At 41.4% G+C, this 26311-nt stretch carries 23 protein-coding genes; 9 read left to right on the top strand and 14 right to left on the bottom strand.

Translation table 11 applies throughout. From position 1 onward, the window contains the following. Window positions 1-51 precede the first annotated feature (51 nt). The gene (locus NQ560_RS06600) at window positions 52-750 is read right to left on the bottom strand and encodes a TIGR01906 family membrane protein (protein ID WP_005331482.1); all 699 of its coding nucleotides are present in this window, start codon (window positions 748-750) and stop codon (window positions 52-54) included. 181 nt (window positions 751-931) lie between these two features. Here NQ560_RS06600 and NQ560_RS06595 point away from each other — a divergent pair, with 181 nt between their 5' ends. Then, window positions 932-1804: a LysR family transcriptional regulator gene (locus NQ560_RS06595; protein WP_005331483.1), complete on the top strand. Its 873-nt coding sequence runs from the start codon at window positions 932-934 to the stop codon at window positions 1802-1804. On the opposite strand, the gene NQ560_RS06590 is transcribed toward NQ560_RS06595, so the two are convergent. Continuing rightward, on the bottom strand, window positions 1779-2921 hold the full coding sequence (locus tag NQ560_RS06590) for an alanyl-tRNA editing protein (RefSeq protein WP_005331484.1): 1143 nt from the start codon (window positions 2919-2921) through the stop codon (window positions 1779-1781). The two genes, NQ560_RS06595 and NQ560_RS06590, sit on opposite strands and share 26 nt — an antisense overlap. Before the next feature lie 108 nt (window positions 2922-3029). Further along, window positions 3030-4796: an arginine--tRNA ligase gene (gene argS / locus NQ560_RS06585; protein ID WP_005331487.1), complete on the bottom strand. Its 1767-nt coding sequence runs from the start codon at window positions 4794-4796 to the stop codon at window positions 3030-3032. A 213-nt stretch (window positions 4797-5009) separates the two neighbouring features. On the opposite strand from argS, the gene NQ560_RS06580 reads away from it, so the two are divergent. From NQ560_RS06580 to NQ560_RS06560, 5 genes are all read left to right on the top strand, one after another. Then, on the top strand, window positions 5010-5696 hold the full coding sequence (locus NQ560_RS06580) for a flavin reductase (protein ID WP_005331488.1): 687 nt from the start codon (window positions 5010-5012) through the stop codon (window positions 5694-5696). Between the two features lie 49 nt (window positions 5697-5745). Continuing rightward, the gene (locus NQ560_RS06575) at window positions 5746-6657 is read left to right on the top strand and encodes a deoxyribonuclease IV (protein WP_005331489.1); all 912 of its coding nucleotides are present in this window, start codon (window positions 5746-5748) and stop codon (window positions 6655-6657) included. 245 nt (window positions 6658-6902) lie between these two features. After that, window positions 6903-7271: a GntR family transcriptional regulator gene (locus NQ560_RS06570; protein ID WP_005331490.1), complete on the top strand. Its 369-nt coding sequence runs from the start codon at window positions 6903-6905 to the stop codon at window positions 7269-7271. Between the two features lies 1 nt (window position 7272). Continuing rightward, entirely contained in the window at window positions 7273-7974 is a 702-nt protein-coding gene (locus tag NQ560_RS06565; protein ID WP_005331491.1) for an ABC transporter ATP-binding protein, read from the top strand. Next, the gene (locus NQ560_RS06560) at window positions 7968-8804 is read left to right on the top strand and encodes a hypothetical protein (RefSeq protein WP_005331492.1); all 837 of its coding nucleotides are present in this window, start codon (window positions 7968-7970) and stop codon (window positions 8802-8804) included. The genes NQ560_RS06565 and NQ560_RS06560 overlap by 7 nt, the downstream gene beginning before the upstream one ends. Window positions 8805-9132: 328 nt before the next feature. Here the strand turns inward: NQ560_RS06560 and NQ560_RS06555 are convergent, their stop codons facing one another. From NQ560_RS06555 to NQ560_RS06515, 9 genes are all read right to left on the bottom strand, one after another. Further along, the gene (locus NQ560_RS06555; RefSeq protein WP_005331493.1) at window positions 9133-11550 is read right to left on the bottom strand and encodes an ATP-dependent DNA helicase; all 2418 of its coding nucleotides are present in this window, start codon (window positions 11548-11550) and stop codon (window positions 9133-9135) included. Between the two features lie 78 nt (window positions 11551-11628). Beyond that, on the bottom strand, window positions 11629-12402 hold the full coding sequence (locus tag NQ560_RS06550) for a TIGR03915 family putative DNA repair protein (RefSeq protein WP_005331494.1): 774 nt from the start codon (window positions 12400-12402) through the stop codon (window positions 11629-11631). Beyond that, window positions 12380-13708: a putative DNA modification/repair radical SAM protein gene (locus tag NQ560_RS06545; protein WP_005331496.1), complete on the bottom strand. Its 1329-nt coding sequence runs from the start codon at window positions 13706-13708 to the stop codon at window positions 12380-12382. The genes NQ560_RS06550 and NQ560_RS06545 overlap by 23 nt, the downstream gene beginning before the upstream one ends. Before the next feature lie 233 nt (window positions 13709-13941). Then, window positions 13942-14772 (bottom strand): Mrp/NBP35 family ATP-binding protein, encoded by an 831-nt coding sequence (locus tag NQ560_RS06540; RefSeq protein WP_005331498.1) that lies wholly within the window; start codon window positions 14770-14772, stop codon window positions 13942-13944. Window positions 14773-14798: 26 nt separating this feature from the next. Continuing rightward, window positions 14799-15176, bottom strand: a complete 378-nt coding sequence (locus tag NQ560_RS06535; RefSeq protein WP_040015327.1) for a RidA family protein — start codon at window positions 15174-15176, stop codon at window positions 14799-14801. A gap of 135 nt (window positions 15177-15311) precedes the next feature. Next, window positions 15312-16706, bottom strand: a complete 1395-nt coding sequence (locus NQ560_RS06530) for an MATE family efflux transporter (RefSeq protein ID WP_005331501.1) — start codon at window positions 16704-16706, stop codon at window positions 15312-15314. After that, window positions 16675-17859 (bottom strand): iron-containing alcohol dehydrogenase, encoded by a 1185-nt coding sequence (locus NQ560_RS06525; protein ID WP_040015328.1) that lies wholly within the window; start codon window positions 17857-17859, stop codon window positions 16675-16677. Before NQ560_RS06525 ends, NQ560_RS06530 begins: the two co-directional genes overlap by 32 nt. Before the next feature lie 102 nt (window positions 17860-17961). Next, entirely contained in the window at window positions 17962-18585 is a 624-nt protein-coding gene (locus NQ560_RS06520) for a response regulator transcription factor (protein WP_005331505.1), read from the bottom strand. 1 nt (window position 18586) lies between these two features. Continuing rightward, window positions 18587-19705 carry a sensor histidine kinase gene (locus NQ560_RS06515; RefSeq protein ID WP_040015329.1) on the bottom strand — a complete coding sequence of 373 codons (1119 nt, stop codon included), beginning with the start codon at window positions 19703-19705 and terminating at the stop codon, window positions 18587-18589. Between the two features lie 151 nt (window positions 19706-19856). Here NQ560_RS06515 and NQ560_RS06510 point away from each other — a divergent pair, with 151 nt between their 5' ends. From NQ560_RS06510 to NQ560_RS06500, 3 genes are read left to right on the top strand one after another with little or no spacing between them, the layout of a single operon-like run. Next, the gene (locus NQ560_RS06510) at window positions 19857-20786 is read left to right on the top strand and encodes an ABC transporter ATP-binding protein (protein ID WP_005331507.1); all 930 of its coding nucleotides are present in this window, start codon (window positions 19857-19859) and stop codon (window positions 20784-20786) included. 12 nt (window positions 20787-20798) lie between these two features. Next, window positions 20799-21941 (top strand): ABC transporter permease, encoded by a 1143-nt coding sequence (locus NQ560_RS06505; protein ID WP_040015330.1) that lies wholly within the window; start codon window positions 20799-20801, stop codon window positions 21939-21941. After that, window positions 21928-23085, top strand: a complete 1158-nt coding sequence (locus NQ560_RS06500) for an ABC transporter permease (protein WP_005331511.1) — start codon at window positions 21928-21930, stop codon at window positions 23083-23085. The genes NQ560_RS06505 and NQ560_RS06500 overlap by 14 nt, the downstream gene beginning before the upstream one ends. A gap of 38 nt (window positions 23086-23123) precedes the next feature. On the opposite strand, the gene dnaJ is transcribed toward NQ560_RS06500, so the two are convergent. After that, window positions 23124-24314 (bottom strand): molecular chaperone DnaJ, encoded by a 1191-nt coding sequence (dnaJ, locus tag NQ560_RS06495; protein ID WP_117494710.1) that lies wholly within the window; start codon window positions 24312-24314, stop codon window positions 23124-23126. Window positions 24315-24429: 115 nt separating this feature from the next. Beyond that, window positions 24430-26307: a molecular chaperone DnaK gene (gene dnaK, locus NQ560_RS06490; protein WP_005331515.1), complete on the bottom strand. Its 1878-nt coding sequence runs from the start codon at window positions 26305-26307 to the stop codon at window positions 24430-24432. Window positions 26308-26311: the final 4 nt, after the last annotated feature.

Below are 26311 nucleotides of genomic sequence, written 5' to 3'. Positions count from 1 at the left end.
ACCCACCATTATTATTAAAATTAATATATTTAAATCCTTTTATAAGTTTTACTAATTTCTTTCTTTTTTCCATTTCCAGTTGTACACGACCGCTGCAACTCCCGGCACGGCAAGTAATACGATAAATATCACTCCGACCCGGATTACCATGTCTGAGAAAAATCCTTCCGGCAGCATGCGGATCATATAATCTGTCTCCGGGTCAAAGATCCAGAGATTATTTGTAAAAAACAATTTATGAAACAGCGTAAAACAGCTTGTAAAATCAATGCTCATGGCAACTCCCAGAATTACCGCCAAAATAAGATAAACAAACAGCGCCTGCAAATATCCTAGCGGAACCAGTCTTCGGAAATCTGCTTTTTTTGCCCTAAGAACAATCATTAAAATAGTTGCAAGAATCACCGCATAATTCCGAAGCTTCAAACCTCCCAGAAACAAATTCCTCACATCTGCCAGGTGAAGCCTGTCCTGTTCATTGAAGAAATCCTGATGCTCACCGTCCACATCTGTGACAATTGACAGCTTTTCTTCCTTTCCAATCAGATAAGCCATCATATGTTCTGTCACTGCCATCACATTGTCAATCTTCATATTCAGATTGTCCGTGACCCGGTACTTTTCATATTCCTTTTTATAAAATCCGTAATGGCTGTCTCCATAAACTGCAAGCTGAAATCCAGTGATCAGCAATGCAAAGATTACCAGGAGCATCGTAAATGTAATGGTAACTCTGTACCAGATCTTCATGTTATCTTCCTTTTCTTTCCTAAACTACCTGCGCATTTTTTGCGGTCCAGGTTTTTATCTCTAGTATTATACCAAGATATCTCATATCTGTATAGAAAAATCACTTCAAAACAAATTCTGCCATTGCATTTTGCATTAATTTACCTTATAATCAAATTAGTATTTATTAGGGAGTCTTATTATGGATATTAATTACGAATTATATAAAGTGTTTTACCACGTAGCAACTACACTAAGTTTTTCGGAAGCTGCGAATAAATTATTTATCTCTCAGTCAGCCGTAAGCCAGTCTATCAAAGCGTTGGAAAAAAAATTAAATCAAAAGCTTTTTATCAGGAGTACCAAAAAGGTACGCCTGACACCGGAAGGCGAATTGCTTCTTCGTCATGTGGAACCAGCTATGAATCTGATTCACCGTGGGGAAATCCAGCTTTTAGAAGCTTCTGAAGGTGTAGGACAACTTCGCATCGGTGCCAGTGACACTATCTGCCGTTATTTTCTTGTTCCTTACCTGGAGCGTTTCCATAAGGAATTTCCGGGAGCTCACATCAAAGTAACGAATGCAACTTCTATCCACTGTGTAGAACTATTAGAAAATGGACAGGTTGACCTGATTGTTGTCAATTCTCCAAATCCATATCTTGGAAACTGTGAAACAAAACATATCCGCTCTTTCCAGGACGTGTTTGTTGCAAATCATTCTTTTGATAAACTTGTTGGAAGATGCTTAAGCTATAAAGAACTTTTAGAACATCCGATTCTGATGCTGGATAAAAAAAGTACAACCAGCGAATTCCTGCATAATCTCTTTTTACAGCACCAGTTAGATCTCGTGCCGGAAATTGAGCTGAGCAGTAATGATCTTCTCATTGACCTTGCAAAAATCGGGCTCGGCATTGCATGTATACCCGATTACTGTATTACCGGAAAAGATCTGGAAAAATTATTTATTGTTGAGACAAAAGAAAAACTGCCGGTGAGAGAACTGGTCATTGCTTACAATGACCGCGTTCCCATCACCAAGGCAGCTACAGAATTTCTGAAATATTTTTAGCAGTTCCTTTTAAGGATCCCTGCACCATCTGAGGTTTTCCACCGCCACGGCCCTGGAAAGCCTCATTTAATTTTTTGCTGATCACTCTTACATCTTCAGAATGGCTTCCGATAACATAACGATATCCTTCTTCATCATTTCCTGCAAAAATTGCACAAATCTTTGCACCTCTCTCTAATAGAATGTTCATTAGTTCTCTCGGTTCATTTCCACTAAGTTCACTGTCAAATACCTTTACCAGTTCCGGAGTAACGTCAATCTCCTTTGCCTGATAAGCCAGTAATTTTTGTTTGAGAGCAGATACCTGATTTTTCAAGTCAAGCTGCTCTTCTTTTAATTTTTCTACAGCTTCGGCAACTTCTGTATCCTTTGCACAGAGCAGTGCGGAAATCTTCTTCACGCTCTCCTCTTTCTGCTGATGATCTGTAAGTGCACGGCTTCCACTTAACATAGTGATGCGTTCGCCGCCTTTGTATGACACCATATCCACCAGTTTGATATTTCCAATCTCCCCAGTTCTATCTACGTGTGGTGCACAGCATGCACAGATATCCACGCCCGGAATATTCACAATACGAACCTGTCCTTCAATTTCAATCTTACTTCTGTAAGTCAGATCTTTCAACTCTTCCTTTGTCGGGTAAAGAATCTCTATATTCAAATTCTTGTAAACGATGCGATTCGCCTCTTCTTCGATTTCTTTCAACTGCTCCTTTGTAATCGGTCCGTCAAAATCCATCGTACAGTAATCAGCTCCAAGATGGAATCCTACATTGTTGTATCCGAATCTTCCATGTACAATTCCTGAAATGATATGCTCGCCGCTATGTTGCTGCATACTTTCGAATCTCTTTTCCCAGTCAATTTCGCCTTTCACGATCTCGCCCGGTGTCAGTGCTCCATCTGTGTAATGATAGATAATTCCATCCTTCTCCTGCGCGTCCAGCACATGAACCCCTCCAAGAATTCCTGTATCTGCATACTGTCCGCCGCCTTCCGGGAAAAATACTGTCTTATCCAAAACTACTTTGTATCCTTCTCCTTCCGGCTCACATGAAATTACCTGTGCCTCAAAATCTTTTCTATGACTACTTTCGTAGTACAACTTGTCTGTCATGTTACCTATAAATCCTTCCTGTAATATATACTACTCTTCATGATACCTTCAGATTGCTCCGTGCTATGCACTCCCACAATCCGACCACACTATTCGACCTTGTTATCATTACATTCTCTCTGGTGCTTCGAATCCAAGAACATCAATGCAGGACTCCAATACTTTCTTTGTCAGTATAAGCAGTGCAATGTATCCCTGTTTCTTTGCTTCATTTTCCTCTGCCAGAATTTTGGTTTCATGATAAAAATGATTGAATGCATTTGCAAGATCATAAATATACGCACAGATTTTATGTGGTGCAAGTTCTTCGTAAGCATTTTCCATCATCTCGTTATATTTTACCAGCGCAAGCATCAATGCTTTCTCGCTCTCGCCGGACTGCTGATTTACCTTAAGTCCTGTGACAGCTTTTCCTTCTTCCTGGTATTTGTTCAGGATAGATTTGATACGCACGATGGTGTACAGAATATACGGTCCTGTGTTTCCCTCAAAGGAAGTAAATCTGTCTACATCGAAGACATAATCTTTGGAAGCCTGATTGGACAGATCCCCGTACTTGATTGCAGCCATACCTACCGTTTTCGCAGTGTTCTTCGCTTCCTCTTCCTCTACAGTACGGTTGTCTGTGATCTTCTTGTACATTTCCTCCTGAATCTCAGCGATCAGATTCTCCAGACGCATAACACCACCTTCTCTTGTCTTAAATGGTTTGCCGTCTTTTCCATTCATGGTACCGAAACCTAAGAATTTCAGTTCTGTCTCAGAAGGAACGATTCCTGTCTTCTTTGCTGCACGGAATACCTGTACAAAATGTAACTCCTGACGCTTATCTACAACATAAATGACTTTGTCCGGATGGTAATCTTCCACTCGTTGAACCAGCGTTGCAAGGTCTGTCGTTCCGTAGAGAGATGCTCCGTCTGACTTTTGGATCATGCATGGTGGAATTTCCTTTGTGTCTGACTCTTCCTGTACATCAATCACAAGAGCTCCGTCATCGACATGTGCAAATCCTTCTTTTTTCAGCCGCTCAATCATATCCGGAATGTAAGCCTGTGCATCAGACTCACCTTTCCACAGATCAAAGTCCACATTCAGATTCGCATAGTTCTTCTTCAAATCATTTACAGATACATGCATAATGTGGTTCCAGATTGCTGTATAACCTTTATGTCCGTTTTGGAGTAAATATGTGGCATGCAGCGCACGCTCTCTGTACTCCTCATCCTCTTTTGCTTTTCCACTTGCTGTCGGATAGATCTCCTCCAACTCAGATATGGTAAATGGAGCCTCTGCCGGATATTCTCCTTTAAAATTCTCATCAAAATATGGAAGTTCTGGTTTTCTTTCCTTTAATTCCGTAATAATCAGTCCCATCTGATATCCCCAGTCTCCCAAATGGATATCTCCAAGAACATTATGTCCCATTTTTCTTGAAATTCGTTTTACGCTCTCACCAATAATTGCAGAACGAAGATGTCCTACATGAAGCGGTTTTGCCACGTTCGGTCCGCCGTAGTCGATCACGATCATCTTAGGATTGTCAGTCTTATTCAGTCCGAGGTCTTCATCCGTCTCCATCTCATCCAGATAATCTGCTACAAATCTTTCGTCTAATTTCAGATTGATAAATCCCGGATTTACTGCCTGAACATCGCAGAAGCAACCACTTCCTTCTAATTTTGCCACAACATCCTGCGCAATCATGATCGGTGCTTTATGATAAGCTTTTGCTCCTGCCATAGCACCATTACACTGATACTCGCAAAGATCCGGGCGGTTCGACAATGTTACTTTTGCATAATTCCTGTCATATCCTGCTGCTTCGAAAGCTGCTGCCAGTTCTTCCGCTATAAAATCTGATATTCTCTTCATGCTCTCTACCTCTTATTTATCGTAATTTTTCATTTACAAAATATGTCACATTGTATTTTAGCACAAGAAAATAAAGCCAACAACCTTAATTCTTTTCACACACAAGATTTTCAACGCTTTTTTAGAAAGTCTGGTTGCTATTCCAGCAAATCCATGCTATTATAATAGTAATAATTACTGTTATTATGCAATTTAATAGATGGGAGGTTACCTATGAACAAAAAAGTACTTCGAAATTTATCTTATGGTGTATATGCCGTTTCGGCACTTGGGGAGAATCGTATGTCCGGCTGCATTGCCAACAGTATTATGCAGATTACTTCTTCTCCTGCAACTTTAGCTGTCAGTATGAATCATGATAATTATACGCATGAATGCATTGAAAAAAGTGGAATGTTCGCAGTTTCCATACTTTCTGAAAAGACTGACCCCAATATCATCAGCCAGCTTGGATTTCAGTCTTCCAGAGATGTGGACAAATTTATGAATGTTCCTTTTATTACAAAGCATAATATTGCCGTTGTCGATGATGCATGCGGTTATCTTGTCTGTAAGGTCATCGATAAAATGGAAACAAATACCCACACAGTCTTTCTTGGGGAAATCATTGACTGTGATATGTTGAATCAGGAAACACCTATGACCTATGCATACTATCACAATATCATCAAAGGCAAGAGTCCGAAAAATGCACCGACTTACCAGCCGGAAGATCTGGATACGGTAGATTCTGCTTCTTCTGATTCTTCAATCACCTCCAGTAATTCCTCCGGAAATGGCAAATGGGTGTGTAGTATCTGCGGATATGTCTATGATGGTGATATTCCATTTGAAGAACTTCCAGACACATTTGTTTGTCCAATCTGTAAACAGGGCAAGGATAAATTTAAGCAGCGATAACTTGTCTGACAGACACATTTTATATTAAATTAAAGGTTAGGTTACATCTATGAATTTAAAACTTGGATCTCATGTCAGCATGAGCGGAAAAAGCATGCTCCTTGGTTCTGCAAAAGAAGCTGAATCCTATGGAGCAAATACATTTATGTTCTATACCGGAGCACCACAAAACACCAAAAGAAAAGATATTTCTGAACTCAATATTGATGCCGCCTGGAACTATATGAACGAAAAAAATATTTCAGATATCGTCGTTCACGCTCCTTATATTATCAATCTTGGTAATACCGTAAAACCTGAGACATATGAACTGGCCGTGGAATTTCTGGCAAAAGAAATTGACCGCGCGGCCGCCTGCAAAAGCCAGACTCTGATTCTGCATCCTGGTGCCCACGTCGGTGCCGGAGTTGAAACCGGACTTCAACAGGTCATAAAGGGGCTCAATGAAGTCTTGACAAAAGACACACCTCTTCATATTGCACTGGAAACCATGGCGGGAAAAGGATCGGAACTTGGCCGGTCTTTTGAAGAACTTGCAGCAATCTATGACGGCGTAGTCTACAGCGACAAACTGCGTGTCTGTTTTGATACCTGCCACACTCACGACAGTGGTTATGATATCCGTGGTAATTTCGACGGTGTGATCGACGAGTTTGATCATTTGATCGGTAAAGATCAGATTGCGGTCTTTCATATTAACGACAGTAAAAATGTGTGTGGTGCAAAGAAAGACAGGCATGCCAATCTCGGCACCGGAGAGATTGGATTTGATGCCCTCTCCTATATCGTACACCACCCGGATTTTGAACAAATTCCGAAAATCCTTGAAACTCCATATATTCCTTCTCCAACAAAAGAGAAGAAATCTTACGCACCATACAAATATGAGATTGCAATGTTAAGAGCCAGCCAGTTCGATAAGAATTTTCCGGATAATATTATTGCAGAAAATGAACATTAAGTTACTATTACAATCAGTCAGTACTACTTTAAATTTAAACAAATAGATATCTGAGCAGTAAATCTTTAAAGGTTTGCTGCTTTTTTGTTACTCATTTCCAGCAAACTCTACTGACAGATTCTTGTAAAATGCCCACTAATATTTAAATGAATCATTTTTTTGAAATTGTACTTGACACTTGCGTGTATCTGTATTATTGTATTGCTCAGATAGTACAATAATACAAAGTGAAAGGAGTACATAATATGCCATGGAATTTAGATAGTGACCGTCCCATTTATCTTCAGCTCATGGAACGAATTCAGCATGATATTATCTCCGGCAGCTATAAACCCGGGGACAAACTTCCTTCTGTTCGCGAACTTGCTATGGAAGCATCCGTAAATCCTAACACAATGCAAAAAGCACTTTCCGAACTGGAGAGAATTGGTCTGGTACACTCCCGCCGTACAAGCGGACGATTTATTACGGAGGACGAAACAATGATAAAACAATTAAAAACAGAGACTGCCACCGAGCATATCCGTGAATTTTTAAAATCAATGGAACATCTTGGATTTACCAGACCGGAAATCCTGGAACTGGTTCAAGATACAATGAAGGAGGAAAAATAATATGAAACCCATTTTAGAATGTAAAGGGCTTTCCAAAAAGTACAATAAAAGTGCCTACGCTCTCCACAATCTGAACCTGACACTGAACCATGGTCAGATCATCGGACTGCTTGGTCCAAACGGTAGCGGGAAAACTACACTGATCAAACTGATCAACGACCTCTTAACACCGACAGAAGGGACTGTTCTTATCGACGGAGAACTTCCTGGTGTCCACAGCAAGAATATCGTGTCCTATCTCCCAGACCACAGTTATCTGGACGGTTCCATGAAAATCCAAGATCTGGTTTCTTACTTTGCTGACTTTTATGAAGATTTTTCCAAAATCCGAGCCACTTCGATGCTGAAGGACCTGAACATAGATCAGACAGCACGTTTGAAAACTCTTTCCAAAGGAAATCAGGAAAAAGTAGCACTGATTCTTGTTATGAGCCGTGACGCCAAACTATATATACTTGATGAACCGATCGGAGGTGTTGACCCTGCTGCCAGAGATTACATCTTACACACGATTTTAAGTAATTACAATGAACATGCAACGATTTTGATCTCAACACATCTGATTTCCGATATTGAAAATATTTTAGACCGCGTACTCTTTATCCAGAACGGTGAACTTGTATTAAATGCAACCGTCGATGATATCCGGTCAGAACAAAAGAAATCTGTTGACGCATTATTCCGGGAGGTATTCAAATGTTAGGAAAAATCATCAAATACGATATGAAAGCCATGAATCGTTTTTTAATCATCATTCATGCATTTCTGCTTATATACGCATTTTTTATCCGTATACTGATCACAGGCAGACTTACAGCCAACAATGTTCATAACTTGGGTAATACTTACTTCTTAATTCTTGGATTGACTGTTTCTTTTGGTATTATCCTGCTTACCTGTGTTGCTTTTGCAACCTCAATTATCATTGCTGTGCATTTTTATAAGAGTACATACTCTGACGAAGGATATCTGACCCACACCCTGCCGGTCAAAAAGGGAACTCTCCTGATTGCAAAAGTCATTGCAGGAACAATCTGGTGCATAATCGACATAATTGGACTCTTTGCCGCTATATACATTGCTGCCTGGGTGCCATATGTAAAAGATTCTCTCTCCGGCAATAAAGCTCTCCTAATGGAAATTTTCGGTTTGGGATCCCATCTTGGAGTCTTTGGATCAATTGCCTTTTACATCTTTTTCATGATAGCCGGAACAGTTGCAAATGTTATATTATATTACGCCTGCATCTCTCTGGGACAGATATTTACCGGTCATCGCGTCTTTGGCGCTGTTGCCATGTACTTTATCGTTACATTTGTAGAAAGCATTAGCTGTTTTTTGATTTTTATCCCACTTGGACTGCTAAACACCCAGGCTGTAACGATTGGAACAAGTACAACACTTTATATGTCTACACCATCTCAGTATATGCTCAGTCTTTTGGGAATCTCTCTGGCTTTGATGATTATATGGAGTGTGATTCTTTATATTATTACTTATTATCGTCTGAACCGTAAATTAAATCTGGCATAATCGTTATACAGCAACAGCATTATTCACAACATAGACCAGTTCAAGAATGCCTCGGCATTCTTGCTGCGAGGTGCGCGTCATGCAATTGCATGACATACTTCTACTGCGCACCTCTGCAAGTCTACACTCCGTTTCGGTCGGCGCAAAACCATTGTCCACCGGACAATGTGCGCCCTGCCGGAGGCTATATCAGCTGGGGGATTGACTCCCACCACTGATACCAGCTTGTTTCTCACCACCTATAGAGGTTGGAGTCATCACCCAGCTGATATATATGAATCTGCAAAATCACAGACCGCCTGACGCAAGAAAAACAATGCATCAATATTTATTCTTTTCTCCGGACGGTCTGTGCTTCTTCCTTTTCTTTTTTCCAGAACTCTTCTATCTGCTCTGCCATATTTCCAAGGCTGCAGCTTCTTTGGTTTTCCCATTCTCTTGGAAAAGTCTCCTGATACCGCCTGTCGAAAAAGCGATCATCCAGCAACAATATCACTCCTCTGTCCTCGTCTGTTCTTATGACACGTCCGGCTGCCTGAAGTACCTTATTCATTCCCGGATACAGATAAGCATAGTCAAATCCCCTCTGCCCGTGCTGATCGAAATAATCCTTTAAAATCTCCCGTTCTCGACAAACCTGTGGCAGTCCTGTTCCTACAATCACGGCCCCGATCAGCTTATCCTCCGTCAAATCAATTCCTTCTGAAAAGATACCACCCATGACACAAAATCCAAGCAGGCTTTCCTTTCTTTCCTCTTCAAATGTATTCAAAAATTCCTCCCTGCCCTTTTCTGACATAGACTGGGATTGTGTCACACAAGTAATTCGATGACCCAAAGCCGGGAAGGCTTCTAACTCTTCCTTTTCCTGAATCTTTTCAAAAGCTTCATAGACATCTTCCAGAAAACGATAAGACGGAAAGAATACCAGATAGTTCCCTTTCTTTCCATTTGCAAGCTTCCACAGATACCTGGCATATCTCTGATACATCTCTTCATTTCTCCGTGTGTACTTTGTACTTACATCTCCTCCAACCATTAGCAGGCGATGCTCTACATCAAATGGGGATTCTGCATAGATTGCATAATCTTCTTTTCCCGTGGAAAGCAGTTTTTTATAATATGTAATTGGCAATAATGTAGCTGAAAAGAAAATTGTGCTGTTTCCCTTTTGCAGAAATTCTCCCAAATTTCCCGCTGGATTGACACAAAACAAATGTACCCGGAATTTCCCTTCCCCATCCAGTTCACTATAAATCACATAATTCTCATCTAACCGCTCATGTATATCCATAAAGCTTCGAATGTGAAAATAAAACTCCAGAACTTCTTCCCGGATATCTTCTTTCTCACATTCTTCCAGAAAACGTTCCAGTTCTGTCACCAGATTTAAAAGCTTGAGGTAAATATGCGATACACTATTTAGAACTTTATATTCTTCGCATTCCCGTTTCATTGCCAGAAGCCCCCGGTTACAATCTTCCAGTCTCTCTGTTAGCTTCTCATCCTCATATCGGACCTTTTTCTTAATTCCAAGAAAATCTTCTTTGCAGATACTGGCACTGTACATCTGCCTGCCCCGTTCCACCAGATTATGTGCTTCATCAATTAAAAACAGATAATCGCCTTTATTTCCTTCTCCGAAAAATCTGCGCAAATGCGCCTGTGGGTCAAATACATAATTATAATCGCAGATAATTGCATCAACCCAGACCGCCACATCCAGACTCATCTCATACGGACACACCTTCCATTTTCTTGCCTGTTCCTCTAGTATCTCCCGGTTCAGTTCATCAGAAGATGTCAGAAGTTCATAGACTGCATCGTTCACCCGGTCAAAATGTCCTTTCGCATAAGGGCAATAATCTGGATTACAATTTGTCTCTTCACAAAAGCAAATTTTATCTTTTGCTGTCAGAACAATTACTTTCATACGAAGCGCCTGTTCCCTTAATGTCTCAAATGCCTGCCAGGCTACTGTTCTTGTGATCGTCTTCGCTGTCAGATAAAATATCTTATCACCCAATCCCTCTCCTACTGCTTTCACTGCCGGAAATAATGTTGCGATCGTCTTTCCAACTCCGGTCGGTGCCTGAATAAACAGCTTCTTTTTTCTAAGTATCGTCCGATATACTGATGTTACCAGGTTCTTCTGCCCTTCTCTGTATGCAAATGGAAATTCCACATTCTTGATCGACTTATCTCTCTTTTTCTTCCACTGAATCTGATATCTCGCCCACTTTTCATACTTTCCAATCAGCTCATAAAACCACCGTTCCAAATCTTCGAATATGTAACCACTCTGAAAACGCTTTATCTCCTCTGTCTCCATATTACAGTAAGTCATCTGCACACCAATTTCCGGCAAATTATGAGATGCCGCATAAATATACGCATAACACATTGCCTGTGCAAGATGTACCGGTACCGGCTCTTTAATCTGATTCAGTTCTCTTAACACACCTTTAATTTCATCAATGACAATTCCTTCCGGAAGCTCAATAATTCCGTCTGCTCTTCCTTCCAGTTTCAGCGTAAAATCTTTACATGGAATCTCATATTTTAGTGAAATCTCTGCATGATAATCCGGACCCATCTGCTTTTGAATCTTCCTGTGGATTCTGCTTCCAAGCTGCATAGTATCTTTATCTGTCGACGCTATTCGATTGTCTATATCTCCCGCACGAAGTATAAATTCCACCAGATTTCGCACAGAAATGCGAATCACAGGCTGTTCAAGATCCATTGTGTTTCTCCCTTTCCCTGACACTTCTTGTAAACGCCCATATTATAACACATAAATATAAAATATTTTAAAGTAATTTTACACCTCGCCTGCCATCTCAGTCATCTCCGGCCGATATCTGAGTGGAAGATGCTGCATCTGACTTCTTGGATTCTCCCTGGATTCAATAGATATTGTCCTGCAAAAGGCAGTCCACAGACTTGCATACATCTGTTCATTTTCCGATATATGTCCCAGCCTCTCCTCCTGAATCCGTTCATTTTCTACCAATACCCATTCCTTTCCCGCCTCATGCACTGCATACATATGATGTGTCTTATCATGGATCAGCCAGTTTTCCTGTGGAAGCCGGTTAGCAAAATGTGGAGCAATACAAGTCAGTATCCTGTTTTTTGGTGCAATCCCTCCATACAAAATCCCGCCAGACAACTCCCGAAATCTCAAAAATCCTTTATAATTATGGGCTTCACTTCCTACCTTCCTGCTCAGTTCAAATACACGTTCAACTTGTGGGTGGCTCAAATGTTCCATAACCTTTTTACTGTCACGAAGCCTTCTTGCAGCCAGCATTGTCCCATAAATTGCATCTGCCTTATCCTTATCCGAAGCAAGAGATGCATGCCAGATATCAGCATAAGCCTGTCCTCCCAGATGTTTTCGGATCAATCGTTCTACTGCCTGTTCCTTGTGAAGATTCTCCTCCACCAAAATGTACTCACAAAAAAGCTCCTGTTCTAACATTCCCTTTATTGCAATCCCACACTCTTTTTCTTCTCTTCCTTCTTTCCATGCATCATAAATTGCAGAAAATATTCCTGTGATCGTATCATTACACACATAAATCTTTTTCATAGAAATTCTCCCGGAACCTGACATCATCAAATAATGAAAGCTGTCTGTAACCGAGATTTCTCACCTCCTGTGGCAGTTTTTCTCTGGAATCCAGAAGATTTCTGGCTATGGATTCCTCTTCTATCCTGAGCGGATACATTGTCTTCCCATTACAGGTAATAAAATACACCGCCCGTTTCAGTACCACTCCAAGTTTCTTAAGATCTGCAAAATCCAGCGTTCCAAGCCTTCTCGCTTTCACAATTCTTGTTGCTGATTTATATCCAAGACCCGGTACACGGAGCAGCATCTCATAGTCTGCCCTGTTGATCTCCACAGGAAAATACTCCAGATGCTTCAGCGCCCAGTTACACTTCGGATCAAACAGAACATTAAAATTAGGTTCCTCCTCCGACAGTAATTCATCTGCCCGAAAATGATAATAACGAAGCAGCCAGTCTGCCTGATAAAGCCGATGTTCCCGGAGAAGCGGCGGTCCGTCATCTGTCCTTGCCGGAAGTGCTTTATCTTCATTCACATGTACGAATGCAGAATAAAACACTCGTTTCAGTTCAAACTTCTTATACAGGCTCTCTGTCACCTTCATAATCTGATAATCCGATTCCAAAGTTGCTCCGATAATCATCTGGGTACTCTGCCCTGCCGGTACAAATCTCGGTGCCTGACGGTATAATGACAGTTCACGGCTATTTTCATTCCTCCCTTCTTGGATGAGCCTCATCGGTGCGAGGATATTCTTTCTGGATTTATGCGGTGCCAATAGTTTCAATCCTTCTGCTGTCGGAAGTTCCAGATTCACACTCATTCTGTCCGCCAGAAATCCTGCTTTTTGAATCAGTTCCTGACTTGCTCCAGGAATGGCTTTCACATGAATATATCCCTGAAAATTACACTCTTTTCTCAGCTTATAAAGTGTTGCACAGATTAACTCCATCGTATAATCCGGACTTACCAGAATGCCGGAACTTAAAAATAGTCCTTCAATATAATTTCTCCGATAGAATTCCATTGTAAGCGTACAAACTTCATCAGGTGTAAAAGAAGTCCTCACTACATCATTACTTCTTCTGTTCACGCAGTACTTACAGTCAAAAATGCATTCATTCGTAAACAGAATTTTTAAAAGTGAAATACATCTGCCATCTGTAGAAAAACTGTGGCAGATTCCACACTGTGTACAGTTTCCCATTCCGGAACCATCACCTTTTCTCTTCGTTCCACTGGAAGTACACGCCACATCATACTTTGCTGCATCCGATAAAATATTTAATTTTTCATAGATAGACATGGGATTCTGTATCTTCATATTCTTTCCTGCTTTCCTAATATCATAGTGCAAACATCTGTTCTGTTTTTATTATAAGAACATTTGTTCGATTTGTCAATTTATATTTTAATGATGCCAGGATAAAAAAAGAATAACCAACTGATATCTTTCTTCTCACATATCAGTCGGTTACTCTTTCTTTTATTGTTACATGAAGTACATCTCTGCACTCTTATCAGCAAATATTTTTCAAAATATTCCTTGTAATCTTCTTATATTTTATTTACTGCATCTGCCAGGTACTCATTCGAAACTTCATAGAACTTCTCATTCTCTACCATCTCAGAAAGAGCCGGATCAATCGGCATCTTACCAAGAACCGGAATACCTAACTCAGCTGCCACTTCATCGATATGGCTTTCTCCAAATACGGAAATCTTCTTTCCACAATCCGGGCAAGTCAGATAACTGTAATTCTCTACGATTCCGAGCACTGGAATATTCATCTGTCTTACCATCTTGTAAGCTTTCTCTACAATCATACGCACAAGATCCTGTGGAGATGTTACGATCACTGCTCCATTCACCGGAAGTGACTGGAATACTGTAAGTGGAACATCACCAGTTCCAGGTGGCATATCCACAAAGAGATAATCCAGATCTCCCCAGATAACATCTGTCCAGAACTGCGTCACAACACTTGTAATAATCGGTGCTCTCCAGATTACCGGATCCGATTCATTCGGTAAAAGCAGGTTGACAGACATAATCTTTGTTCCGTCTTTTGCAATCTCCGGAAAGATTCCATCATCGCTTCCTTTTGCTGTATCATGGATTCCATACATCTTCGGAATAGACGGTCCTGTAATATCTGCATCCAGAATTCCTACAGAAAATCCTTGTTCTCTCATCATTCTTGCCAATGATGCAGTTACCATCGATTTTCCGACTCCGCCCTTTCCACTGACAACTGCGATCACATTACGAATGTGTGATTTTGCATTCGCCGGTTTATGAAAATCCTGCGGTTTACTATTACAAGTCCCTGCATGTGCACACCCCTGGCAATCGGATGGTGAGCATCCTTTCTGATTCTCTGACATAACTAAAACTTCCTTTCTGGCCTCTTTTACTCTTCTACTGCTGCGATTACTTCGATCTCGCAGAGTGCTCCCTTAGGGAGATCTTTCACTGCAAAACAGCTTCTTGCCGGTTTAGATGTGAAATATTTTGCATAAACTTCATTGAATGCTCCGAAATCAGCAATATCAGACAGGAAACATGTTGTTTTAAGTACATGCTCGTAATCTGTACCTGCTGCTTTTAAAATCTCTCCTACATTCTTGCAAGACCACTCAGCCTGCTCTTCGATTGTATCTCCGCCAAGATTTCCTGTCTCAGGATTAATTCCAAGCTGTCCGGATGTATAAAGAACTCCGTTATTAACATATGCCTGTGAATATGGTCCGATTGCTGCCGGTGCTTTTTCTGTTGCGATTACTTTCATAATCCTATACCTCTCTTTCATTATTCTGAAACTGCTCTGTATTTCTGAGCTCTGAATCTATTGTACTACCTTTTCAGGTAATTTATCAACCTTGAATTACCTTTAATCTTTGCTTTTACTCCCTTTTTCACAGCTTTAAATTTCCAGGTTATTCCTCGTGACATCTTTGAGCCATTTGTAACTGCGGTACCGCTTTAGCGTAAGCGGTAATTTCACCAGCTCATCACTCATCAGAAGTATATAAACGACCGGTACACTTGCGTGTAAGAAAAATGCTGCGACTGCACCCAGTAATATAGAAAATCCCCACATCGTAGACACATCCAAAATTAATCCGAATCTCGTATCTCCTCCTGAACGAAATACACCTACTACCAATGTTGTGTTGACTGCCTGTGCAATGACAAAATAAGACATGACGCCAAACATCATATAAAGATATTCTTTTGCCTCAGGCGATAATACAAGAAATGTATTTGCAATCGGAGCACAGATTAAAATTACACATGCACCACAACAGCCCATAATAAGTGCCAGCCGAATAAATCTTTTTGCATAAGCCTTCGCATAATCGAATTTACGCTCCCCGATCGTCTTACCCAGATAGACGGCTGTCGCATTTGCAATTCCAAATACAACGACCTGGGCAAGCTGTCTCGCTACTTGTGCAACTGAATTTGATGCAACCGCCGCACTCCCAAGATGACCGATGACAGCAGTATTCGCAGAAACTCCAAGTCCCCACATCATTTCATTTAACACAACCGGCATGGCATAGATTAGATAATCTTTTGCAAGTACCCTGTCAATCTGTATCATAAATCGAGGACGAATTTTCACATCCTGATTCATGAAATGTGCATAAATAAGCACGATCAATGTCTCTGTCATTCTGGCACATAATGTGCCGATTGCAGCTCCTTGTATTCCAAGTGCCGGAAATCCAAGAAGTCCAAAAATCAAAATTGCATTAATAATTGCATTGACAACCAAAGACATAAAATATACAAAAGTAGCAATCATCACCCGTTCAATACTTCTCATAATATTCAGATAAACCTGCGTTACCGCTATGAAAAGATAAGATATTCCAACAATCCGTAAGTATTTCACTCCCTCTGCAATTACTTCCGGATCCGATGTAAAAATACGCATCAAAGGACCCGGAATAGTCAAGGCCAATGTCATAAAAATTACCGCAATTGCAAGTGAGATTGTAAGTCCCATACCAAGAATCTTCTCAATAGTTCTGATATCTTTCTTTCCCCAGTACTGCGCTGTCAGTACTGTTGCTCCAGATGTGATGCCGAAAAAAATCAGCATCATAATAAACTGGATCTGTCCTGCCAGCGAAGAACCAGACAACACTTTTTCTCCCACTCTTCCAAGCATCATAACATCAACTGCAGTCACTCCGACGTTGATCAGATTCTGGAGTGCCATCGGAATAATTAAGGCAAATACATTTTTGTAAAATGCATGCCAGTCAATATTTAGATTATCTGTGGTTTGCCTTTTTATAAATCTCATATAACTCTTTTTCCCCCATTTTCTGGAAAGCGCCCACTTTCATGGTATCTCCTGCAGTCGCCTTGCCAGCCATTTCTTTTAATACTTCATCCGGCTGTACACCCATTTTCATATCTCCCAGACAAGTCGGCATATGCAAAGACCGGAAGAATTCTTCGGTTTTCTCAATCGCTGCCACAGCCGTTTTTTCATCATTTTCCTCATCAATGTTCCATACTTTTCTTCCGTAATTTGCAAATCTTTCCTCGTCCAGATGATAGACGTATCTCGCCCAGCTTCCCCAGACTGCAGATAATGTTGCACCGTGGGCTTCGTCAAATTTTGCACCAAGCTGATGTCCCAGCTTATGGCACAGAAAATCCTTTGGTCTTCCAAGTCCGGTAATTCCATTATGGGAAATACTTCCGCACCACATGATTTCACTCATGGCATCATAATCTTCTTGATTCTCATATGCCTTTGCTGCATTCCGGATCAATGTACGCATCAGTCCTTCTGCAATCTCATCTGTCAGTTCATTTCCATGTACCGGTGTGAAATAACGTTCAATTGTATGCATAAAAATATCTACAATTCCGCAAGTAAGCTGATATTTCGGAAGTGTGTATGTCAGCTTTGGATTCATAATTGCAAATTTTGGACGAATCAGATCGCTTCCGATTCCAGATTTATCCTGCGTCTCTTCATCTGTCAGTACCGCAGAATTACTCATCTCACTTCCGGCTGCTGAAATTGTCAAAACGGTTCCTACCGGAAGTGCCTTCTTTAATTCTTTTTTATTCTTCCAGAACTCCCAGATATCTGTGCCCGGATTTGCAGCACCTATCGCAATTCCTTTTGCTGTATCGATTGCACTTCCACCGCCTACTGCAAGAATCAGTTCTGCTCCAAAAGCAATCGCTTTTTCAACTCCTTTTCTTGCAAAGGACAGACGCGGATTCGGTTTTACACCGCCAAGTTCCTCATAAGAAATGTGTTCTTCATCAAGAGATTTCTTAATTTCATCGAGAAGCCCACTTCTTATAACACTTCCACCGCCATATACAAGAAATACCTTCGTTATCCCCAATTCACTGACCAGCTTTCCAGCTTCTTTTTGCGTGTCTTTTCCAAATACAACTTTCGTCGGGGTATACTGTACAAAACTCTGCATCATCAATTTCTCCTTCTTTTTTATATTTTTCATCCACAGCTACAATTCTGATATTTAGAACAAAGAATGTGCCTTGGCACATTCTGGCGCCTGCCAATAATTTTATGTGCAATTTCTGAGATAAAAAACTGCAAGCTGTGTACGGTCTCTTAAATTCAATTTATCCAAAATCCCACTGATATAATTTCGGATCGTTCCCTCGCTTAAAAACATTTCCCCTGCAATTTCTTTATTGCTCTTTCCGTCTGCCACAAGCTTCATAACAGCGCGTTCTTTTTCTGTAATCTCATAAGTCGCATAATCAAAAGCACTCTTTCGCTCTAAAAGTTCCGGCAGTCTAGATATGATCTGAGTTCCGAACACCGTCTGCCCCGTGCACACTGCCCGAATTGCCGGCAGAATACTTGCATAATCCTGTTTTAAAAGATATCCTTTCACACCACATTTCAACGCTTTTACAATATACTCGTCATCAGAAAATGTTGTAAGGAGCAATATCTTTGCCTCTGGTTTTTCTTTTAAAATCTCTTCCGATGCCTCCAGACCGCTCATTGGACTCATGCGGATATCCATCAGCAGCACATCCGGCTCATATTTCCGGTAAAGTTCTATAGCTTCCTTCCCATTTGAGGCAATACCCTGAACTTCTATATCCTGATCTTTTTCCAGAATCGTCCTAAGTGCCCCTGATACAAGCATATCATCATCTGCAATCACGATTCTCATTTTAAGATACCTCCTTGGGGATCGTAATAAAAATACGAAATCCCTCTTTTCTTACAATTTGCATCATGCCTCCAAGCATCCGGACGCGGTCGCTCATATTGCGAAGTCCCATACCCTGTCCAGACTGATATTCTCTGGATACAGCTTTTACTCCGCCACTTTGTATTGGTTCTTTCACAGTCCCATTATCCTCCACGATCAGCTGATAAAGCGCTGGGTGCTCCCGCATGACTATCTTCACTTTACTTGCATCACTGTGCCTTACAATATTGTGAAGTGCCTCTTTTACAATTGCGATAAAGCCGTATTTAATCTCTCTTGGAACATCATATCCCATATCATAAGATAAATCTACCGGGCAAAATGTAAACTCCCCCACCAGTTCTTCTGTCACTTCTCTCAGATTCACAGAATCATCATGAAGGTCGTGGACACTCTCCCGCACACTGGTCATGGCTGTATTCAACGACTCCTCCAATTGTTCAATGGAAGAGGACAGTTTTTCGTCTTCATTTACAATCTTCATTGCGCCCACTATAAGGATGCATCTTGAAAGCAAATGTCCCACATTGTCATGAATTTCTCTTGCAATGCGATTTCGCTCCTGAAGTGTTGCCGTATATATTTCATAGTCCTGCTTCTCAATCAGGCTGCGATTCTTTTCCTGTAAAAGCAGATTCCTTTCCTTACTGTCATCACGGGTTTTCCGGTATTCCTGTTCCAACTCCTCATAAGCCTCTTCTTTTAACTTCAACACAAGCGACAGTAAAATTCCAACTATCAAAAAATACATTTGTCCATGACTTAGATTCACATTCCCTGACGCACCGGTAAATATCCCTCCTGCCACAGCGAGTATCATGATACCCCGGTTCTCTTTCGTCCAGAATCCATAAAAAAGAACCGGCAGGAATTCACAGATTCCCACACAGTACCAACTTCCGGCTAAAATACATATTAACAGAACATACCTTTCCCAGTCATCTTTTAAGAACATCTGCATGCCAATACAGATCAATGACACCAGAAAGCCCACCACAAAATTCAGGTCAGCCGGCGAAAGCAACAAAAAAAGAAAACTATATAAAATTAACAGAAGCTGCCCTGTCATTCTTCTCATATTTGTTCTCTCCTAACTTTTCTAAAAAGCAAAACATGACATTTGTCACATCGTTTTATGACGTCTGCCACTAACATTATAAGCATAAGACATTTATAATTACAAGTAAGAAATATGCAAGTCTCAAAACTAAGAACTGGAGGAATTTCCTATGATCCATATTGAAAATCTTGTAAAAAGATATGGTGATCTGATCGCACTAGATCACCTGAACCTGGACATTAAAGAAGGGGAGATTTTTGGACTTCTGGGACCAAACGGCTCCGGAAAATCCACCGCGATCGGCTGTATGCTGGCGCTATTGAAATATGACAAAGGTACGATTCAGATTTTTGGCAAAAACATGACCCCGGACAGTTACGATATCAAAAAAGAGATCGGTGTTGTCATGCAAAATGTGGCTGTGTTTCCTCAGATGAGTGTCCGTGAAAATGTAGACTATTTCTGTGGTCTGTATGTAACTGACAAACAAAAGCGTAAAAAGCTGGTGGACGAAGCACTGGATTTTGTGGGACTTACGGAATATGCAAAAAAACGTCCCGGAAAATTGTCCGGCGGTCTTCTTAGAAGACTCAACATTGCCTGCGGTATTGCCCACAAGCCAAAGCTTATCATCATGGACGAACCAACGGTAGCTGTCGATCCACAGAGCCGGAACCGGATCCTGGAAGGAATCTTAGAACTGAACCGTCAGGGATCTACAATCATTTATACTTCCCATTATATGGAAGAAGTTGAACAGATCTGCAGCCGTATTGCAATCATTGATCATGGCCATGTACTTGCGACCGGAACATGTGAAGAGCTGAAAAATATGATCAAAACCGGTGAGACGATCACCATCGAAGCTATAAACCTAAATCCGGAAACACTCTCTGAAATCCGTACGATGCCAAATGTATTTGAACTGACCTATGAAGAACAGGTATTAAAAATCCGCCTAAGTGGAGGAAAACACAATCTGATCAGCCTCTTAAAATACCTGGGTGATCACAACATTTCTTTCGGGCGCGTATTTTCAGAACTTCCAACACTCAACGATGTCTTCTTGGAAATCACGGGAAAAGAACTTCGGGACTAAGGAGGAATTTTTATGTGTCATTTAATAAAATATCGTTTTCTACAGATTACAAGGAATCGGCCTATGATGTTCTGGGCACTTGCATTCCCAATGATTCTCGGCACACTGTTCTACATTTCCTTTGGAAATATCGGCATATCTGCCACCGGAGACTCCGACTGGGATCCGGTACCCGTTGCTGTTATCAATAAGCTTGAAACGAAGTCATCCGGTACATTTTTTGCAGATTTCCTTGACGCCATGAACGGTAGCGTTCTAGATATTCAAGACGTAAAGAATGAAAAAGACGCGAAAAAGAAACTGGAAAATGATGAGATTCTTGGAATCTACTATGTAAAAGAGATCCCGTCTCTTACAATCACAAAAAATGGAGTCAGCCAAAGTATTCTGACTTCTCTTTTAAATACTTATAACCAGAATGCACATCTGTTCAAAGAGATTGCCAGAACTCATCCGGAGCGTCTGACTGATGCTGTTGCTTCCTTGCAGACGAATGGCAGTTTCATCACGGAAAAAAGTGTCGGTGGAAAAACATTAAATCCGACTGTATTGTATTTCTTCGCCCTGATTGCCTATGCTTGTATGTCCGGTGCATATCTAAGTATCGAAGCAGTACGTGATACCCAGGCGAACTTAAGTCCCTTAGGAGCCAGACGAAGTATCACCCCTTACCGAAAACAATTTCTTATTTTTATTGATATGTTGGTGCTGATTTTTATACATTTCATAAATGTAATGATTCTGACTTTTTATGTGAACTATATTCTTGACATTGACCTGGGGAATAATTATCTGGCTATCCTTGCCACGAATTTTATGGGAAGCCTCATCGGAATCTGCCTGGGACTCATGATCGGCTGCATCGGGAAACTTACATTTTCAGCAAAAATCGGCATCTGTACCTCCACAACTTTACTGACCGGTTTTTTGTCTGGTCTGATGTTTGGCAATATGAAAGATATAATAGAACAGAATGCCCCTATTCTGAACCGTATCAATCCGGCGGCTGTTTTAAGTGATGCTTACTATTGCATCAGTGTCTACAATGACACGTTACGATACCAGAGATGTATGATCACTCTGCTCATCATGAGTGTTCTTTTCCTTGGTATTGCATTCTTAGGAGTAAGGAGGGAACGTTATGACAGTATTTAAAGGATTTTTGACAATTACAAAAAGAAATCTCGGATATGTTTTCATGTATATTATCATTTTTCTCACAATTACAATTGCTGTACAAAAAAGTGAACTTACAGATACCGATAAAATGTTTGAACAGACAAAACTCGACATTGCAGTCATTGACCATGACAAAAGTCCGGTGTCCGAAGCCCTGACCGATTATCTGGCTTCCCGGCACAATCTGATTGATATTCCGGATACCAAAACTGCCATTCAGGATAACCTGTTCTACCGGCACGTTTATTATGTATTGACGATTCCAAAAGATTTCACTCAAAGCTGTAAAAGCAAAACTGCAAGTCTTACCGTCACAAAAGTTCCGGGCAGTACAAGTGGTTACTATGTAGACAGTCAGGTCAATGCATGGGTTCAGGAAATGCATATGCTTCTTGCCTCCGGTTATTCAGCCGAAGATGCCACTGTAATGCTTAAGGAGGCTATGACAGAAGAATCTCATGTAACGATGCTGGATCAGAACGGATATGGTGGAAATATTCCGATGCACGCATACATGTATCAGTATATGCCTTACATTATCCTGTCCATTCTATGCTATGTCATTATAACGATCATGATGTCATTCAACAATCCAGAAGTCCGCTCACGAATACTGTGTACTTCCATTTCCAGCCGGAAGTACAACCTGCAGCTTGCGCTCGGCTGCACAGTCATCGGACTTGCCGTCTGGTTTTTATGCACACTGCTTCCAATCATATTGTATGGAAAAACATTTCTGGCAGACACAAACCTTACATACTATCTGACCAACAGTTTTATGATGTCTCTGTCTGCACTAAGCCTGGCATTCTTTGTCTCCACATTTACAGACAAAGAACAACTGATCAGTGCAGTCGTCAATGTGGTCAGCCTTGGAATGTCCTTCCTGTGCGGAGTCTTCGTCAGTATGGATATCCTCGGAAAAAGTGTACAGAAAATTGCCCAGTTTCTTCCGGTCTACTGGTACGAAGTTGCAAATAACCTGCTGAAAAGCCACAACACATTCAGTGGAACACAGATTCACACCCTGTACACCTGCTACGGCATACAGCTTCTCTTCGCCCTCGCATTCTTAAGTCTCGCCCTCATTGCAGGCCGTATGAGACGTCAGACCGCATAATTTACATTTATATAAACGGGAAGAAGCCCCTGATGAACTTAATCATCAAAGGCTTCTTTTACTTTATCCATAAATCCTTTTTTCTTCTTTTCCGGCTTTTCTTTCTCACCGTCATTTTTTCCTGCCTGATTTAGTGTATTTCCCGCCAGTTCATCGAACTTACGAAGTGCTTCTTTTGCCTCATGGCTCAACTTCTCCGGTGTCTGGATCACCAGTGTTACATAGTGATCACCGCGAACCTGCGGATTACGAAGTGATGGAACACCCTTTCCTTTCAAGCGCACTTTCGTATCTGTCTTAGTACCTGGTTTCACATTGTAGATAACTTCCCCATCTACTGTCTTGATGCGGATATCTGCACCAAGTGCTGCCTGTGCAAAGGAAATCGGAACCGTTGAGAAAATGTGTACATCCTGACGCTGAAAAATTGGGTGTCTGGATACTGTGACCTGCACAAGAAGATCTCCTCTTGGTCCGCCATTCACTCCCGGTTCACCTTTATCACGAATTCTTACACTCTGTCCGTCATCAATTCCTGCCGGAATCTTGACAGAAATCTTCTTCTTACTGGAAATATATCCTGTACCGGCACAATCCGGACATTTTTCACGAATAATCTTACCTGTTCCATGACAATCCGGACAAGTCTGGACATTCTGTACCATACCGAACAGTGACTGCTGGCTGTATACAACCTGACCTTTTCCACCACACTTTGAACATGTTTCTGGGGTTGTTCCTGGTTTTGCACCTGTTCCATTACATTTCGGGCATGGATCCTTTAAAATTACGTCAAGCTCCTTCTCACATCCAAATACTGCTTCTTCAAAAGAAATTCTTACAGTCTTTCGAATGCTTGCACCCTTCATCGGTCCCTGGCTGCGGCCTCTGCTTCTTCCACCACCAAATATGTCACCAAAGATATCGCCAAAGATGTCACTGAAATCAGCTCCATTAAAATCAAAGCCGCCATATCCGCCGGCTCCTCCTGCTCCACCTTCAAATGCTGCATGACCAAACTGATCATACTGACGTCTCTTTTCCGGGTCACTAAGTATCGCATATGCCTCCGAAGCTTCTTTAAACTTCTTCTCCGCCTCTGCATCTCCCGGGTTCATATCCGGATGATACTTTTTGGCAACTTTACGATATGCCTTTTTCAAAGTCGCTTCATCGACATCTTTGCTGACGCCGAGAACCTCATAGTAATCTCTCTTTGCTTCTGCCATTACTTTCTCTCCTTAATAAAAGGAAGTTCCGCGAAACCTGACCTCCTTAAAATTCAGTCACATTCCGCGGAACAGCCTTCGCATTCGATGCGGTATTATTCCGCCATTTTATGCTTTAGACTTCTTTATAATCTCCGTCTACTACATCGTCTCCCTGGAATCCATCCGGTGCCGGTCCTGCCTCTGGTCCTGCCTGAGCACCTGCTCCCTGTGCTCCCTGTGCAGCTGCTCCTGCCTGCTCATACATCTTTGTGAACAGTTTCTGAGCACTTTCAGAAAGTTTCTCTTTACCAGCTTTGATCTCAGCGATCTGAGCGTCTGTAATATCGTCCATGTTTACTTTCTCAAGAATTTCTTTCAGTGCCTTGCAGTCAGCCTCTACACCTGCTTTATCATTAGCATCCAGTTTATCTCCAACCTCCTGGATTGCTTTCTCTGTCTGGAATACTAAAGCGTCTGCCTCATTCTTTGTATCGATGCCCTCTTTACGTTTCTTATCCTGAGCTTCGAATGCTGCTGCTTCTTTTACAGCCTTATCAATCTCATCATCAGACATGTTGGATCCTGCTGTGATTGTGATATGTTGCTCTTTACCTGTTCCAAGGTCTTTTGCAGATACATTTACAATACCATTTGCATCGATATCGAATGTAACCTCAATCTGCGGTACTCCTCTTGGAGCTGGTGCGATTCCGTCAAGCTGGAATCTTCCGAGAGACTTGTTGTCTTTTGCGAACTGTCTCTCACCCTGTACAACGTTGATATCAACGGCTGTCTGGTTATCTGCTGCTGTTGAGAAGATCTGGCTCTTCTTTGTAGGAATTGTTGTATTTCTCTCAATCAGTCTTGTAGCAACTCCACCCATAGTCTCAATAGACAGTGACAGTGGTGTTACATCAAGAAGAAGGATATCTCCAGCGCCTGTATCTCCGGCAAGTTTACCGCCCTGAACAGATGCTCCAAGTGCTACACACTCATCTGGGTTCAGAGATTTGCTTGGCTCTTTACCTGTCAGACGTTTTACTTCTTCCTGTACAGCAGGGATACGTGTTGATCCACCTACAAGAAGTACCTGACCAAGTTCAGATGCTGTGATTCCTGCATCAGACAGAGCTCTCTGTACCGGCTCAGATGTCTTCATAACAAGATCATGTGTCAACTCATCGAATTTAGCTCTTGTAAGATTCATATCAAAATGCTTCGGTCCTTCAGCAGTTGCTGTGATGAACGGAAGGTTGATGTTTGTTGTTGTTGCGGAAGACAGCTCTTTTTTCGCTTTCTCTGCAGCTTCTTTTAATCTCTGAAGTGCCATCTTATCTGTAGATAAGTCAACGCCTTCCTGTTTCTTGAACTCAGCAATCATGTAGTCTGTAATCTTCTGATCGAAATCATCTCCACCAAGTCTGTTGTTACCTGCTGTTGATAATACTTCGATAACTCCATCACCAATCTCGATAACAGATACATCAAATGTACCACCACCAAGGTCATATACCATGATCTTCTGCTCATTCTCATTGTCAAGTCCATAAGCAAGTGCTGCTGCTGTAGGCTCATTGATGATACGTTTTACATCAAGTCCTGCAATCTTACCAGCATCTTTTGTTGCCTGACGCTGAGCATCGTTGAAGTAAGCAGGTACTGTGATAACAGCCTCTGTTACTTTCTCTCCTAAGTATCCTTCTGCATCTGCTTTCAGTTTCTGAAGGATCATAGCTGAAATCTCCTGTGGAGAATATTTCTTATCATCGATTGTTACTCTGTAATCAGATCCCATCTCTCTCTTAATAGAAGAGATTGTTCTCTCTGCATTCGTAACTGCCTGACGTTTTGCAGGCTCACCAACAAGACGCTCACCTGTCTTTGTAAATGCTACAACTGATGGTGTTGTTCTTGCTCCTTCTGTATTTGCAATAACTGTTGGCTGTCCACCTTCCATAACGGCTACACAGCTGTTTGTTGTTCCTAAGTCAATACCAATAATTTTGCCCATGATC

It is taken from the genome of Dorea formicigenerans, assembly GCF_025150245.1.
Classification (GTDB): Bacteria; Bacillota; Clostridia; order Lachnospirales; family Lachnospiraceae; genus Dorea; species Dorea formicigenerans.
The sequence above is the reverse complement of the archived record's forward strand: the minus strand, read 5'-3'. Positions and strand labels throughout refer to the sequence as shown.

Coding starts and splice junctions, on each gene's coding strand:
- NQ560_RS06600 (WP_005331482.1), bottom strand. CDS start 750: ATGAAGATCTGGTACAGAGTTACCATTACATTTACGATGCTCCTGGTA.
- NQ560_RS06595 (WP_005331483.1), top strand. CDS start 932: ATGGATATTAATTACGAATTATATAAAGTGTTTTACCACGTAGCAACT.
- NQ560_RS06590 (WP_005331484.1), bottom strand. CDS start 2,921: ATGACAGACAAGTTGTACTACGAAAGTAGTCATAGAAAAGATTTTGAG.
- argS (WP_005331487.1), bottom strand. CDS start 4,796: ATGAAGAGAATATCAGATTTTATAGCGGAAGAACTGGCAGCAGCTTTC.
- NQ560_RS06580 (WP_005331488.1), top strand. CDS start 5,010: ATGAACAAAAAAGTACTTCGAAATTTATCTTATGGTGTATATGCCGTT.
- NQ560_RS06575 (WP_005331489.1), top strand. CDS start 5,746: ATGAATTTAAAACTTGGATCTCATGTCAGCATGAGCGGAAAAAGCATG.
- NQ560_RS06570 (WP_005331490.1), top strand. CDS start 6,903: ATGCCATGGAATTTAGATAGTGACCGTCCCATTTATCTTCAGCTCATG.
- NQ560_RS06565 (WP_005331491.1), top strand. CDS start 7,273: ATGAAACCCATTTTAGAATGTAAAGGGCTTTCCAAAAAGTACAATAAA.
- NQ560_RS06560 (WP_005331492.1), top strand. CDS start 7,968: ATGTTAGGAAAAATCATCAAATACGATATGAAAGCCATGAATCGTTTT.
- NQ560_RS06555 (WP_005331493.1), bottom strand. CDS start 11,550: ATGGATCTTGAACAGCCTGTGATTCGCATTTCTGTGCGAAATCTGGTG.
- NQ560_RS06550 (WP_005331494.1), bottom strand. CDS start 12,402: ATGAAAAAGATTTATGTGTGTAATGATACGATCACAGGAATATTTTCT.
- NQ560_RS06545 (WP_005331496.1), bottom strand. CDS start 13,708: ATGAAGATACAGAATCCCATGTCTATCTATGAAAAATTAAATATTTTA.
- NQ560_RS06540 (WP_005331498.1), bottom strand. CDS start 14,772: ATGTCAGAGAATCAGAAAGGATGCTCACCATCCGATTGCCAGGGGTGT.
- NQ560_RS06535 (WP_040015327.1), bottom strand. CDS start 15,176: ATGAAAGTAATCGCAACAGAAAAAGCACCGGCAGCAATCGGACCATAT.
- NQ560_RS06530 (WP_005331501.1), bottom strand. CDS start 16,706: ATGAGATTTATAAAAAGGCAAACCACAGATAATCTAAATATTGACTGG.
- NQ560_RS06525 (WP_040015328.1), bottom strand. CDS start 17,859: ATGCAGAGTTTTGTACAGTATACCCCGACGAAAGTTGTATTTGGAAAA.
- NQ560_RS06520 (WP_005331505.1), bottom strand. CDS start 18,585: ATGAGAATCGTGATTGCAGATGATGATATGCTTGTATCAGGGGCACTT.
- NQ560_RS06515 (WP_040015329.1), bottom strand. CDS start 19,705: ATGAGAAGAATGACAGGGCAGCTTCTGTTAATTTTATATAGTTTTCTT.
- NQ560_RS06510 (WP_005331507.1), top strand. CDS start 19,857: ATGATCCATATTGAAAATCTTGTAAAAAGATATGGTGATCTGATCGCA.
- NQ560_RS06505 (WP_040015330.1), top strand. CDS start 20,799: ATGTGTCATTTAATAAAATATCGTTTTCTACAGATTACAAGGAATCGG.
- NQ560_RS06500 (WP_005331511.1), top strand. CDS start 21,928: ATGACAGTATTTAAAGGATTTTTGACAATTACAAAAAGAAATCTCGGA.
- dnaJ (WP_117494710.1), bottom strand. CDS start 24,314: ATGGCAGAAGCAAAGAGAGATTACTATGAGGTTCTCGGCGTCAGCAAA.
- dnaK (WP_005331515.1), bottom strand. CDS start 26,307: ATGGGCAAAATTATTGGTATTGACTTAGGAACAACAAACAGCTGTGTA.